The sequence below is a fragment of the Kitasatospora sp. NBC_00315 genome (assembly GCF_041435095.1).
Taxonomy (GTDB): domain Bacteria; phylum Actinomycetota; class Actinomycetes; order Streptomycetales; family Streptomycetaceae; genus Kitasatospora.
In genome coordinates this window covers 3,343,368-3,357,357 of record NZ_CP108025.1, presented here as the reverse complement: position 1 = coordinate 3,357,357, position 13,990 = coordinate 3,343,368, and the positions used below count along the sequence as shown (strand labels likewise).

General features: G+C 74.8%; 9 protein-coding genes and 1 pseudogene. 7 read left to right on the top strand and 3 right to left on the bottom strand.

Annotation, left to right across the window (positions count from 1 at the left end):
* Positions 1 to 259 precede the first annotated feature (259 nt).
* The gene (locus OG823_RS13415; protein ID WP_371479732.1) at positions 260 to 922 is read right to left on the bottom strand and encodes an HAD-IA family hydrolase; all 663 of its coding nucleotides are present in this window, start codon (positions 920 to 922) and stop codon (positions 260 to 262) included.
* 76 nt (positions 923 to 998) lie between these two features.
* Positions 999 to 2,143, bottom strand: a pseudogene (locus tag OG823_RS13410) (dihydrofolate reductase family protein).
* 396 nt (positions 2,144 to 2,539) lie between these two features.
* Here OG823_RS13410 and OG823_RS13405 point away from each other — a divergent pair.
* Positions 2,540 to 3,931, top strand: a complete 1,392-nt coding sequence (locus tag OG823_RS13405; protein ID WP_371479731.1) for a DUF3616 domain-containing protein — start codon at positions 2,540 to 2,542, stop codon at positions 3,929 to 3,931.
* Between the two features lie 57 nt (positions 3,932 to 3,988).
* Here OG823_RS13405 and OG823_RS13400 read toward each other — a convergent pair whose 3' ends face one another.
* On the bottom strand, positions 3,989 to 4,573 hold the full coding sequence (locus OG823_RS13400; RefSeq protein WP_371479730.1) for a pyridoxamine 5'-phosphate oxidase family protein: 585 nt from the start codon (positions 4,571 to 4,573) through the stop codon (positions 3,989 to 3,991).
* A 145-nt stretch (positions 4,574 to 4,718) separates the two neighbouring features.
* Between OG823_RS13400 and OG823_RS13395 the strand changes: the two genes are divergently transcribed.
* The 6 genes from OG823_RS13395 (at position 4,719) to OG823_RS13370 (ending at position 13,895) form a co-directional block, all read left to right on the top strand.
* On the top strand, positions 4,719 to 5,531 hold the full coding sequence (locus tag OG823_RS13395) for a methyltransferase domain-containing protein (protein ID WP_371479729.1): 813 nt from the start codon (positions 4,719 to 4,721) through the stop codon (positions 5,529 to 5,531).
* Between the two features lie 340 nt (positions 5,532 to 5,871).
* Positions 5,872 to 7,203 carry a DUF4190 domain-containing protein gene (locus OG823_RS13390; RefSeq protein ID WP_371479728.1) on the top strand — a complete coding sequence of 444 codons (1,332 nt, stop codon included), beginning with the start codon at positions 5,872 to 5,874 and terminating at the stop codon, positions 7,201 to 7,203.
* Between the two features lie 153 nt (positions 7,204 to 7,356).
* Entirely contained in the window at positions 7,357 to 7,485 is a 129-nt protein-coding gene (locus tag OG823_RS13385) for a hypothetical protein (protein WP_371479727.1), read from the top strand.
* 10 nt (positions 7,486 to 7,495) lie between these two features.
* On the top strand, positions 7,496 to 7,891 hold the full coding sequence (locus OG823_RS13380; protein ID WP_371479726.1) for an NUDIX domain-containing protein: 396 nt from the start codon (positions 7,496 to 7,498) through the stop codon (positions 7,889 to 7,891).
* A gap of 365 nt (positions 7,892 to 8,256) precedes the next feature.
* A complete protein-coding gene (locus tag OG823_RS13375) occupies positions 8,257 to 11,115 on the top strand; it encodes a SpoIIE family protein phosphatase (RefSeq protein WP_371479725.1) in 2,859 nt (952 codons plus the stop codon).
* Positions 11,116 to 11,333: 218 nt separating this feature from the next.
* Positions 11,334 to 13,895, top strand: a complete 2,562-nt coding sequence (locus OG823_RS13370) for a SpoIIE family protein phosphatase (RefSeq protein ID WP_371479724.1) — start codon at positions 11,334 to 11,336, stop codon at positions 13,893 to 13,895.
* Positions 13,896 to 13,990 lie beyond the last annotated feature (95 nt).

The following is a 13,990-nucleotide window of genomic DNA, read 5'->3' as shown; positions in this document are numbered from 1 at the left end:
CTGGACTCGGGGACGGAGGTCCGTGCAGTCGGTCCAGGTGGGTGAGACGAGGACGTTCTCGCCGACGGGCGCTTCGGCGGCCTCCGGCAAGGACCACGCGCGTGCCTCCTCGGCCAGGCGCTCCCAGGGCCCCGTCGCCCTCGCGCGCCACATCGGCAACGAGCGTGTTGATCCGCTCGAGGAGCCCGCGCTCCTGGACCCGCCACCGGAAGAGGTGGTCCTCCCGGGCCCGGGAGGCAGAGGCGGTCCTCGCTCCCGGTCAGCCGCCGACCCGGACCGCCAGGGTGCCGTCGGCGTTCCGCGTCACCCGGACCTCCTCCAGGGAGTTCACCTGCACGGTCGGGTTGTGCTCGGTGGCCCGGGGGCCGATGCCGACGACCTGCATGCCGGCCGCCAGGGCGGCGGCGATGCCGGCCTCGGAGTCCTCGAAGGCGAGGCAGTCGGCGGGGGCGAAGCCGAGGGCGGCGGCGCCCTTGAGGAAGCCCTCGGGGTCGGGCTTGCCGGCGCCGACGGACTCGGCGGTGATCATGACGGCCGGCAGCGGGAGGCCGGCCGCGCCCATCCGGACCCGGGCGAGGGCGTCGCTCGCCGAGGTGACGAGCGCGTGCGGGAGGCCGCCCAGTGCGGCGAGAAAGGCGGGCGCGCCGGGGACGGGCACGACGCCGTCGGTGTCGGCGGTCTCCTCGGCCAGCATCAGGCGGTTCTCCTCGATGTTCCGCTCCATCGGCCGCTCCGGCAGCAGGATGGCCATCGAGAGGTGGCCCTGGCGGCCGTGCACGACGCGCATCGCGGCGTCGCCGTCCAGGCCGTGCTCGGCGGCCCAGCGGCGCCAGCAGCGCTCGACCACCGCGTCGGAGTCGACCAGGGTGCCGTCCATGTCCAGCAGCAGGGCGCGGGCGGACAGTTCGGTGATGGCGGGCACGGCGGGGGCTCCCCGGGGTCTCGGCAGGCTCCCGGAGGAGACCGGGAGTGGATTGTTTCGTAATGGTACAAACAAATCAGTCGAGCAGGTGCGCGTTGACCGCACGGGCGGCCGCCGCCAGCTCCGGCAGCTCCACCACCTCGATCCCGGCGGCCTCCAGCAGCGCCGTGCCCTGGCAGCCGGTGACGAAGAGATCCGGCTCGCGCCAGGCCACCACCACCCGGGCGACGCCCGCCGCGATGAGCAGCTGGGAGCAGGTCAGCGGGCGGGAGGCGCGCTCCCCGCAGGGTTCGAGCGAGCTGTACACGGTGGCGCCGCGCAGCCGGGCGTCACCGGGCGCGAGCTTGCCGAGGGCGGACTCCTCCGCGTGTACGAGCGGGTCACCCTCCCGGCTGTGGCCCTCGCTGACCACCTCGCCGTCGGCGCCGACCACCACGGCGCCCACCGAGAACGCGGTCGCGGAGGGCGGGCACAGCCGGGACAGTTCGACGGCGCGGCCGAGCCGTTCACGATCGACGGCTCGCTGGTCAACGGTCACGGTGCGGGCTCCTTCGGGGCGTACCTGAGCAGGACGACGTCTCCCACCGTACGTGCCTCCAGCAGTCGCATCCGGCGGCCCGGTCCGCCGGGGAACGCGGCCGGGTTCACGAACCTCGGCGCCGCGGCCTGGCCGACCAGTACCGGGGCGAGCGCCAGCTGCAGCTCGTCGGCGAGGCCCTGCGCGAGGAACTGGGTGTGCACGCTGCCGCCCCCCTCGACCATCAGCCGTCGCACGCCGCGTGCCCCGAGGTCGTCCAGCACCGCCGTGAGCGCCACCTCCGGGCCCAGCGCGACGACGTCCGCCAGCCCGGCCAGGGCCGGCCGCAGCGCCGCCGCCCCGGCATCGGTGGTGTACGCGAGTTTGTCGCCGCCGGTGTGCCAGAACCGCAGGCCGGCGTCGAGTGCGCCGCTCGCACTGAGCGTCACCTTCAACGGGTACGCGGGCCGCCCGGCCGCCACCCGGACGGCCCGCCGGGCGGGGGCGTTGACGAGCAGACGCGGGTTGTCGGTGCGCAGCGTGTTGCCGCCGACGAGGATCGCGTCGCACTCGGCGCGCTCCGCGTCGACCCGGTCGAAGTCGGCAGCGTTGGAGAGCAGCAGCCGCTCCGGCGAGGCGTCGTCGAGGTGGCCGTCGAGCGACACGGCGGCGCTCAGCAGGACGTACGGGCGTGATGGGGCCATGGGTGCGGGGTCCGTCCCTCTCCTGGGTGGTTCCTGTCCGGGTGGTTCCTGTCCGGGTGGTTCCTGTTCGGGTGGTTCCCGTCCGGGCGGTTCCCGTCCGGGTGCTTCCCGGCCGGAGCGGCCCGTGGCCGGGGTGTCTCCGGAGCCCGGTCCCGCCGGGCCACCGCCCACGGTACGGCGGCGCACGGGCGGTTCCGTCGACGGGTGCGCGGGGGGCGGGACCGCTCACCGGTACGGCGGGCGGCCGCTCGTACCGGTGACCGGAGGGGGCGGCCCCGGGGTGCGATCCGAAGGGCAGCGTTCGTCCGGGCGTCCGGTGCTGTAGGGGCGGCGTTCGCCCGGCGGGATCAGCCTGATCCGGACCTCGCACCGCTTCGTCGTAGAAGGGCCCCACCAGTGTCGTACCCGCGCCGTCCGCTCGGTCTCGCCGCCGCGCTCACCCTGGCCGCCGCACTGCCCGCCGTCGCCATCCCCGCCGCGCCCGCCCTCGCGGTCAGTTACGGCACCCCCACTATCGCCCTCTCGGCCACCTACCTCTCCGGTGCGGTCGGCGCGACGGGTGACCCGACCGTCACCGTGACGATCGCGCAGAGCGGCGCGGACGTCTCCGCGCTCACGGTCGCCGCCTCGGCCAGCTCCAAGACCTCAGTCGCGAAGACCACGGACGTCACGGTGGCCGGCACCACTGGCAGCCGGGCCCTCACCGTCGCGGCCCGGGGCGTCGGCTACACCGACCTGACGGTCAAGGTGACCGGCCTCGGCGGCAAGACCGCCACCAAGACGCTGCACTACGCGGCCTCGGCCGCGGTCCAGTACGCGGCGGACGCCCGCTACCTGACCGGCTCCAGCGACGCCTCCGCCGCCGTGGACGCCGGCAACGGCTACATCGTGGTGGCGGACGACGAGTCCAACGTGCTGCGCCTGTACGACCGCAACGCCTCCGGCGCCCCGGTGAAGACCTGGGACTTCAGCTCGGCGCTCGGCGTCTCCAAGGAGATCGACATCGAGGCCGCCACCCGGGTCGGCAACACGATCTACTGGACCGGATCGCTGGGCAACAACAAGGACGGCGAGATCAAGGCCGACCGCCGCACCGTCTTCACCACCACGGTCACCGGCTCCGGCGCGAGCACCCAGCTCACGCTGGCGGGCGAGTACACCGGTCTGCGCGACGACCTGATCGCCTGGGACCAGTCCCACGGGAACCACTACGGCTTCGCGGCCGGCGCGGCCTCCGGCCAGATCCCCAAGCAGATCGACGGCTTCAACGTCGAGGGCCTGGAGTTCGCCCCGGGCAGCACCACCACCGCGTTCGTCGGCTTCCGGGCCCCGCTGACCCCGGCGGTCACCAACGGCAAGGCGCTGCTGGTGCCGGTCACCAACTTCAACCAGCTGCCCGGCGGCTCGGTGCACGCCACCTTCGGTACGCCGATCGAGCTGAACCTCGGCGGCCTCTCGATCCGTGACATCCGCCGCAACGCGGCCGGGCAGTACCTGATCGTGGCCGGCTCCTGGGCCGCCGACGACAACTCCGACCCGTACGCCCTCTACCGCTGGGACGGCCTCGCGACCTCGGCCCCGGTCAAGCTGCTCGACCTGCCGACCAGCGACGCCGGCGGCTGGGAGGCCGTGGTGGACGTCCCCGACCTGACGGTCGCGGGCGCCCGGGTGCAGCTCATCACGGACGACGGCTCCGCCGACCTGTACAACGACGGCACCGAGGCCAAGGACCTCACCCACCCGGAGTGGAAGAAGTCCCGCTCGACCTGGTTCACCGTCAACCCGTAGGCACGCCCGCTCCGGGGCCCCCGTCGGCGTGACGCCGGCGGGGGCTCCGGCATGCGCTCACGCGGGGCGCGGCGGCAGCGGGAGCGGGAGGGCGGGCATACCGTCGATGCTGGTGGCGACGTGGTCCTTGCCCTCGCAGTACACGGCGAACTCGGGATCGCTCTTGCGGCCGAAGAAGTCCGAGTGCAGGCTGCGGTCCTCGCGATAGTCCATCAGCGGGACGGCGAACCCGCAGGAGTCGCTGACCCGGTCGGCGTGGACCAGCACGACGGCCCGCAGGCCGCCGCCGTCGGCGTCCGGGGCGAAGCGGCCCACCAGCTCGGCGAACCGCGGGTCGTCGCGGAAGACGGCCTCGCCGCGCCCGTGCACCCGCACCACGGTCGGCGGCCCGGTGAAGGCGCACCACATCAGCGTGATCCGCCCGTTCTCGCGCAGATGGGCGATGGTCTCGGCGGTGCTGCCGCCGAAGTCCAGGTAGGCGAGCGTGAGCTCGTCCAGGACGGCCAGCGTGCCGGAGCGCCCTTTCGGGGAGACGTTGACATGGCCGTCGTCCGCGAGCGGCGCCGTGGCGATGAAGAAGACGGGCTGGCTCTCGATGAACGCGCGCAGCCGCCCGTCGATTCGTTCGTAGGTCTTTCCCATGGTCCGATTCTCCGCCAGGAGCCCGGTCCCGCAGCAGGTTTTATCGAGGGCGTCTCTTTATGTGAGACGAATATTCTCAACGAGCGAGACGACCAGTACGGTCGGAGATGTCGGAACAGCCGATCGCCACCCGAGGGGGCACCCCATGACCGAACGTCAGAACGCCTACACCCATGGCCACCAGGAGTCCGTGCTGCGGTCGCACCGCTCCCGTACGGCCGCCAACTCGGCGGCCTACCTGGTGCCCTCGCTGCGCCCGGGCCAGGTACTGCTGGACGTCGGCTGCGGACCCGGCACGATCACCGCGGACCTGGCCGAACTGGTCGGCCCGAGCGGACGGGTGGTCGCGGTGGACACTTCGGCCGAGGTGCTGGAGCAGGCCGCGGCCTTCGTCGCGGCGCGCGGGCTGGACAACGTGGTGTTCGAGGTCGCCGACGTCCACCGGCTGCGCTTCGAGGACGGCGAGTTCGACGTGGTGCACGCCCACCAGGTGCTGCAGCACGTGGCCGACCCGGTGGCCGCGCTGCGCGAGATGCGCCGGGTGACGGCGCCGGGCGGCACCGTGGCGGCCAGGGACGCCGACTACGCCGCGATGACCTGGTACCCCCGGCCGGCCGGGATGGACGAGTGGGCGGCGCTGTACCAGCGGATCTCGCGGGCCAACGGCGGCGAGCCCGACGCGGGCCGGCGCCTGCTGTCCTGGGCCCGGGCGGCCGGCTTCACCGGGATCGAGGCGAGCTCGTCCACCTGGACGTACGCGACGGCCGAGCAGCGGGACTGGTGGGGCGGCCTGTGGGCGGACCGGATCCTGAAGTCGTCGATCGCCGGGGCCGCCCTGGCGGAGGGCTTCGCCGAGCAGGAGGACCTGGAGCGGATGTCGGCGGCCTGGCGGGAGTGGGCGGGCTCGGAGGACGGCTGGTTCGCGGTGCTGCACGGGGAGCTGCTGGCCCGGGTCTGAGGCCGCCGGAGCCGGTGCGGGCCGGGTCGGACGGGGACGGACGGAGTGCCGGGCGGGGGTGGGGCGAGGGGTGGGGCGAGGGGTGGGGCGATCCGATAGAGTCGCGCCTCCGTCAGCAGTCGAACTGGTGCCCGCGACCGGCGGGTCGGGGGAGCCCCACGTGTCACCCAGCTTGTCGAAGTCCGTGCCCGACGCCCCCGGGCCCGACGGCGAGCCCGGGGCGGGCGCCGAAGCACCGCCCGTGACATCCGAGCCGGCTGACGCGCCATCTCCTGCGCCGTCCCGGGCGGAGCCGGTGCCGGCGCAGGCGCAGGCCGACGCAGTGCCCTCCGCCCGGCCCGTGCCCCCCGTGCTGCAGCCCTACGACCCCTGGGCGCCGCCCGGTCAGGGGCAGGCCGTCCAGCCGCCGCCCGCCGTCCAGCCGTTCGCCGTCCACCCGCCGGCCGGGCCCGGCGTGCCGGTCGGCCAGGGGGTGCCCGCCGGGTTGCCCGGGCAGCAGCCGGGCGCCGCACCCGGCCCCTGGGGCGGCGGCCCGTGGGGCCCGGGTGCCGGACCGGGCTGGGGCGGCCAGGGCGGCGGCTGGGGCGGTCAGGGTGGCTGGGCCGCCGTCACCCCGGGCGCGGTCTCCGGCTACCCGGGCATGTACGCCTACCCGCCGCAGCGCACCAACGGCTTCGCCATCGGCGCCCTGGCGGCCGGGCTGATTTGCGCCTGGCCGGTCGCCGTGGTGCTCGGGGTGATCGCCCTGGTGCAGATCCACAAGCGGCGTGAGCGCGGCCGGGGCCTCGCGGTGGCCGGTCTGCTGCTCTCGGTGTTCGGCATGCTGCTCACCGCGCTGGTGGTGATCGGCGCCGTCGCCGACGACTCCGCCGGGAACAACCGGCCGTTCGCCCCGCGCGGCGCGAGCTCCTGGCAGCAACTCGCCGCCGGGGACTGCTACAACCCGTCGGCGGGATCGCGCGGTGACAGCGAGGAGGTGGCCTGGGTTGCGAAGGTGCCGTGCACGCTGCCGCACCACAGCGAGGTGGCCGGAACCGTCCGGATCCCCGCCGCGACCGGCGGCGGCTACCCGGGCCAGGACGAGATCAGCCGGGTGGCGGAGAAGCTCTGCGCGCCCGTCCTGGCCGGTTACGTCCTGGACGACTGGGCGATCCCGGACGGCGTCGAGGCGACCTACCTCTACCCGACCGAGGACAGCTGGAAGAGTTCCGGCGGCCTGCTGACCTGTGTCCTGGAGGACTCGGACGCCCTGCACCGGGGGACGCTGCGGACCGACCGCGCCACCCTGACCGCCGCGCAGCTCGGCTACCTCCAGGCGGTCGCGCCGTTCAACGAGGCCGTCGACGCGATGCCGCTGGACGAGGTGGCGGACGCGCCCGAGGACTACCGGCTGTGGGCGGCCATGATGGCCCGGGCCACCCAGGACGAGGCCGACAAGCTGGCCGCGGTCACCTGGCCGGACGCCGCCAAGGGCGCCGTGGACGCGATGATCGCCGGGAAGAAGGACTCCGTCGCGGCCTGGCAGGCGGCCGCCGCGGCGTCCGACGCCGAGGTGGAGGCGAAGGTGCGGGCGGGGACGGACCGGGTGAGCCGGTCGACCGTCCAGGCCAGGGCCGTCCGGGCGGCACTCGGGCTGGCCACCGGCGAGCGCCCGGGCGACCTCCAGGTCTGACGGTCCTGCCCGCACCGCGGCGCCTAACGTGCTGTTAACCCGCCTCGTACCTGCCGGTAGCCGGGTCCGCGTAGCGTCGCCGCTGCGGGGCCCGGCCCGACCCCCACGCGGGCCGGGCCCGCCACCCTCGCCGTCCTGGGGACCCACCGCGTGATGAGCCGGGACGACGACGGCAACCGTTTCCTGGCCGCCGACGGCCTCGGTCGGGAGGCGGCCGAGCGGCCGGCGGCCGAGTTCGAGGCGCGCCGGCAGATGGCCCGGGTCGAGGCCCGGGCCGCATAGGGTCGTCGCCATGGAGAACCGGATCGTCGTCGGCGGCGCGCTCATCCACCAGGGCCGGGTGCTGGCCGCGCGGCGCAGCGCTCCGCCCGAGGTCGCCGGGCGATGGGAGTTCCCGGGCGGGAAGGCCGAGCCCGGGGAGTCCGAGGAGCAGGCGCTGGAGCGCGAGCTGCTGGAGGAACTCGGTGTCCGGGCCAGGGCGTTGGAGCAGCTCCCGGGGAGCTGGACGGTGCGGGCCGGGTTGGAGCTGCGGTTCTGGGCCGCCGAGCTGCTGTCCGGCGAGCCGCAGCCCCTGGAGGACCACTCCGAACTGCGCTGGCTGGGGCCCGGCGAACTCGCGGACGTCGAATGGCTGGAGCACGACCGAGCCGTCCTCCCGCACGTGGCCCGGCTGCTCGCCGCGGGCTGACCGCCGCCGGACCGGCGTGCCCCGCCCGCACCTCACGCGCACCGGCCGGCACCGGGCGCCGTCCTGCGCCGTCCTGCGCCGTCCTGCGCCGTCCTGCGCACCGGTGCGGGCCCGTGCGGGCCGTTCGACGGGAGGGCGGTTCCGCTAGGCCAGGCAGGTCAATCGGAAGAGACGTTCGACCGGCCGGGATAGCCTTGGTTTCTGTTGGGTATGTCACTTTTCGGCAGCATTCGTCACCATCGGTGAACCGGCCCCTACGGCGCCGCCGATCGTGGCCAGGGCCGGTCGCGAGCAGGGCCGGTCACGGCAGTCCGCGCCACGGCACCCCGCCGAGGCGCGCATCCCTAGAGGCGGAGGCCCCGTCCGTGGCGAGTACGGGTAGCGGCGAGGGTGAGCGGCGAGCCCAGGGCCTTCCCCGACGGGAGCCGTGGCACCCGCCCGCCCCCGGCCCCGTCCCGCCCGGCCCCGTCCCGCCCGTCCCCGGTCCGCAGGCCGCCGCCCCGCTCCAGCCGCTCCGTGCGGGCATCGGCCGCCGGGGCGGCCCGGCCCGGACCCGGGCCACCGGCAGCGCCGCGGCCCGCGCCCGGTTGCGCCTCGGGGGCCGGGCGCGGGGCCCCGCCGCCCGCCGCCGGGAGGTCGACGCGGGCGCCCGGCAGACCCTCCCGATCGTGCACGCCGGCCCGCCGGGCCCGAGCACCCGGGGCAGGCCGGCGATGCCGTTCCCGGCCCTCGCACCGGTGCCGGAGCGCTTCGGCGAGCACACCCAGGGCAGCCTGTTCGACGTGGTGAAGGTGGCCATCGCGATCCTGGACACCTCCGCCCGGGTGGTGCTCTGGAGCCCGGCCGCCGAAGAGCTGCTCGGCTGGCCGAGCGAGCTGCTGGTGGGCCGCCGGATCGACGAGCTGCTGGACGACGACGCCCAGGTCGTGCGGACCAGGGCGGCCATCCAGGAGACGCTTCGCACCGGGCGGTGGCACGGGCTGGCCGAGCTGCGGCACCGGGAGGGCGCCGGCGTCCCGGTGGAGGCCAGGATCTCGCTGCTGGTGGACGGCGACGGCACGCCGTTCCTCCAGGTGGCGCTGGCCGAGGCGCGGATCGTCCGGGCCGTCGAACGGGATCTCGCGGTCCGCGACGCCCTCTTCGAGCAGTCCCCGCTCGGCATCGCCGTGCTCGACGCCGACCTGCGCTACACCGCCGTCAACCAGACCCTCGCCGACATGAACGGCGTCACCGTGGAGGAGCACGTCGGCCGCACCACCGGCGAGACCCTGCCCGAGCGGGCGGCCGACGAGATCACCGCGATCCAGCGCCAGGTGCTGGCCACCGGCGAGCCGGTCATCGACGTGACGCTGGCCTCCCCGGTGACCGCGCGCGGCGGCTTCCGCTCGATCTCCTACAGCCGGATGACCGACCGGTCCGGGCGGGTGCTCGGCATCTCCGGCACGGTGATGGACGTGACGGAGCGCTACCGCGCGGTGGCCAAGGTCGAGCACGCGCGCCGCCGGCTCTCGCTGCTCAACGAGTTCGGCTCCCGGGTCGGCGACCTGCTGGACGCCTCCCGGATCGCCCAGGAGCTGGCGAGCGCCGTCGTGCCCCGGCTGAGCGACCACGCCGCGGTGATCCTCCTGCAGGCCGTCGCCCACGGCGACGACCTGCCCCGGCACGGCCACGACCGCCGCACCTCCCTGCTCCAGCTCGGCACCGCCTCGGTGCAGGACGGCCCGGAGGTCGAGGTGATGCTCCGCCGCGGAGCCCGGATCACCTTCGCCGAGGACTCCTCCTGCGGGCGCGTGCTGCGCACCGGCGTGCCGGAGCTGCTCTCCGGCACGGACGAGCTGAACGACGTCACCTACCCGGGCGACCCCAAGATGCAGGCCGCCCACGACCTGGGTGTGCACGGCATGCTGGTCGTGCCGCTGCGGGCCCGGGGCATCGTGATCGGCCTGCTGCTGGTCAGCCGGGCGGGCTACCGCGAGGGCTTCGACCGCGACGACCTCGCCTTCACGGTCGAACTGGCCGACCGGGCGGGCAGCTCGCTCGACAACGCCCGGCTGTACGCCCGCGAGCGGACCGCCGCGCTGACCCTGCAGCGCACCCTGCTCCCGCAGCAGGTCCCGCAGCCCACCGGGGTCGAGGTCGCCTACCGCTACGTACCGGGGAGCATCGGCACCGAGGTCGGCGGCGACTGGTTCGACGTCATCCCGCTGCCGGGCGACCGCACCGCCCTGGTGGTGGGCGACGTGATGGGCCACGGACTGCGGGCCGCCGCCACGATGGGACGGCTGCGCACCGCCGTCCGTACCCTGGCGGGTTTGGACCTGCCGCCGGACGTCCTGCTGCGGCACGTCCACGAGCTCACCGACGACCTCGCCCAGAGCCCGGACGAGGCGCTGCTCGCGACCTGCATCTACGCCGTCTTCGACCCGGCCACCGCCCGGCTGGTGGTCGCCAAGGCCGGGCACATCCCGCCGGTGCTGATCGTTCCCCGGGAGCCGGCCGAGGAGCCGACCCACACCGGCGGCCCGCTGCCCGGCGGCGTCGGCCGGGTGCTCGACCTGCCCTCCGGCGCGCCGCTCGGGGTCGGCGGGGTGCCCTTCGAATCGATCGAGTTGAAGATCCCCGAGGGCAGCCTGCTGGCCCTGTGCACGGACGGACTCGTGGAGTCCCGGGACAAGGACCTGGACGTCGGCCTCGGCCGGCTGCTGACCGTGCTGGAGGAGCCCTACGCGTCGATCCAGCAGGCCTGCGAGGCCGTCCTCGGCACCATGGAGCAGGGCCGCGAGCCGGACGACGTCGCGCTGCTGCTCGCCCGGCTCGGCCACGGCCAGGCGGGCACCCCGACGGCCGGCTGGACGCTGCCGGCCGAGCCGACCGCCGTCTCCCGGGCCCGCCGGCTGGTACGCGCCACGCTGGCGGAGTGGGGCATCGAACGGCTCACCGACACCGCCGAGTTGCTGGTGAGCGAGCTGGTCACCAACTCGGTCCGGTACGCGAGCGCGCCGATCGGGGTGCGGCTGACGCTCGGCGACACCCTGCTGGTCGAGATCTCCGACCCGCTGCCGGACCCGCCCAAGGAGCGGCACGCCGCCGAGGCGGACGAGGGCGGCCGGGGCCTCGAACTGGTCCGCCGCCTCGCCCTGCGCTGGGGCGCGCGGGCCGAGGGGATCGGCAAGGTCGTCTGGTTCGAACAGGCCCTCACGGGTATGGACCCGGACGAGACGTGACGCGAGTAGAACGGGACATGACATGCGGGGGAGCGGTCGGGCGGAGCGCACACTCCGGGAGGGGGCGCGAGCGTGGCATTGTGGTTGCGCGGGCGGTGGCACGAAAACCTCCACCCGATCTGATGTTGTGATGTTGAGGGCGTGTGCGCCCACCCCCGGATGATGAATACTCGGTCTTCTCGACATCCGGACGGTCGCGGGTTGGAGGGGTCGGTCCGTTGAACAGCACCCCGGCGCGGAACGCGCCGAGCAGCAGCGGTCATGTCGCCGTGCCCGGGCAGTCCACTGCCCCGGGCCTGCCCAGGCCACTGCCGGGCGCCCGACACCAGTGGGGCCACGGTCAACAGGGCTCCATCTACGACTACATCCGGGTCGCCACCTTCGCGATCGGAGCCGACGGCCGGATCAGCCAGTGGAGCGACCGCGCCGCCGAGTTCTTCGGTCTGCCCGCCGCCGAGGCGGTCGGCACCGACCCGATCACCACCTTCGTCCCGCGCGAACTGTGGCAGCGCGGCCGCGCCCGGCTGGAGAGCATCCTCGGCGGCGAGGAGTGGGTCGGCACCGCGCCCTACCGCGACGCCGCCGGCGCCGAGGGCCTGGCCGAGCTCTACCTGATGCCGGACAGCGCCCTGCCCGCCGCCGGTGCCACCGGTCTGGCCGTCGATCTCGGGCGGCTGCGCCGGATCGAGACCGACCTCGCCGCCTCCGAGGCGGTCTTCGGGCAGACCCCCACCGGGTTCATCCTTTTCGACGCGCGGCTGCGACTGCAGCGCGTCAACGACGCCTTCGCGGCGGGCGTCGGCCTCGTCCCGGCCGACCTGGAGGGCCTCACCCCGCACGACCTCTTCCCGCCGTCCGAGGCCGACCGCCTGGCGGGCGCCCTGCGCAAGGTGCTGGAGACCGGCGAGCCGGTGTTCGACCTGCGCTTCCACGGCGTTCCCGCGGTCGACGGGAACCGGCTCTGGGCGATCTCGCTGTACCGCCTCAACGGCGCGAGCGGCCGGCCGATGGGCGTGGCCGGGCAGGTCTCCGACGTCACCAGCCGGCACGTCGCCGAACGCGAGGCCGACGGCGTCCGGCGCAACCTCGCACTGCTGAACGAGGCCAGCGCCCACATCGGCTCCACCCTCGACCTGGAGACCACCGCGAAGGAGCTGCTGGACGTCGTCGTCCCGCCCTTCTGCGACCTCGCCAGCGTCGACCTCTACACCGCGCTGCTGGTCGGCGAGTCCACCCCGCGGGCCGGCCGGCTGGGGGAGAGCGTCTCGGACGGCTGCGGCGAACTGCGCCGGGTCGCCGTCTCCAGCGTGGTCGGCGGCGCCTCCTCGGTGCTCGGCTCCACCGGCGGCTTCCCGGTGGCCGAGGCCGGCGGCACGCTCTGTTACCCGCGCCGCTCCCCGCACGCCAGAGCCCTGCGCACCGGCCGCAGCGTGATCCCCGAGCCCGGCCGCGACCCGCTGCTGCGCTCCACCCTGATCGTCCCGCTGGTCGCCCGGGACCAGGTGCTCGGCCTGGTCCAGCTCTCCCGCGCGATCGGTAGCGAGCCCTTCGACGCCCGCGACGTCGCGATCGCCGAGGAACTGGTCGCCCGCGCCGCCGTCTGCATCGACAACGCCAGGCTCTACCGGCGCGAGCACGAGCGCGCGCTGATCCTCCAGCGCAGCCTGCTGCCCCCGGGCAACCCGGCCGCCAGCGGCCTGGAGATCGCCTGCCGCTACCTGCCCAGCAACAACAACACCGAGGTCGGCGGCGACTGGTTCGACATCATCCCGCTGCCCGGCAACCGCACCGCGCTGGTGATCGGCGACGTGATGGGCCGCGGCCTGCGGGCCGCCGTCGCGATGGGCCAACTGCGCACCGCCGTACGGACGCTGGCGATGCTCGACCTCGACCCCGCCGAGGTGCTCACCGCCCTCGACGAGATCGCCCGGGGCCTGGGCGACGACTCCGCGCCGGCCGCGAGCCCCACCCCGTACGGCCGGCTCACCTCGCCCGCCGACGAGGAGGCCCGCGAGGTCTACCTCGCCACCTGCGTCTACGCGGTCTTCGACGCCGTCACCCGGCGCTGCGTCTTCGCCAACGCCGGCCACCTGCCGCCGGTCCTGCTCAGCCCGGACGAGCCCGCCCGGATGCTCGACGTGCCCCCCGGCCTGCCCCTGGGCGTCGGCGGCGAGCCCTTCGAGGAGGTCGAACTCACCCTCCCCGACGGCGCGCTGCTCGGCCTGTACACCGACGGCCTGGTCGAGTCCCGCAAGCACCAGCTGGACGAGGGCCTGCGGGCCTTCCGGGTCGCGCTGTCGGCGGGATCCAAGGATCTGGAGGACCTCTGCGACCACGTCCTGGGCGAGCTCAACCCGCACCACGGCGAGGACGACATCGCGCTGCTGATGGCCAAGGTGCACTCCTTCCCCGAGGACGCCGTCGCTGACTGGCGGCTGCCGCCCGAACCGACCTCCGTCGCCAAGGCCCGTGAACTCGCCTGCAGCTGGCTGCTCGTCCGGGGTCTGGAGGAGCTGGTCGACACCACCGAACTGCTGGTCAGCGAGCTGGTGACGAACGCGCTCCGGCACGGGCGCGGCGACATCCGGCTGCGCCTGCTGCGCGACCGCACGGTGGTCTGCGAGGTCTGGGACGACGGGTACGCGCAGCCCCGCCGCCGCCGGGCCCAGGAGACCGACGAGGGCGGCCGCGGGCTGCAGCTGGTCAGTCTGCTGGCCGAGCGCTGGGGCAGCCGCCGGACGCCCAAGGGCAAGATCGTCTGGTTCGAGCTCAGCCTCTGAGCCCCGCCGCACCGGGCCGGTTGTCCGCCACGCGGGTGCATCGCCGCACCCGGCCGCCGTGTCGGCGCCCGCCCCGGCCCCCCGTCGCGTTGAGT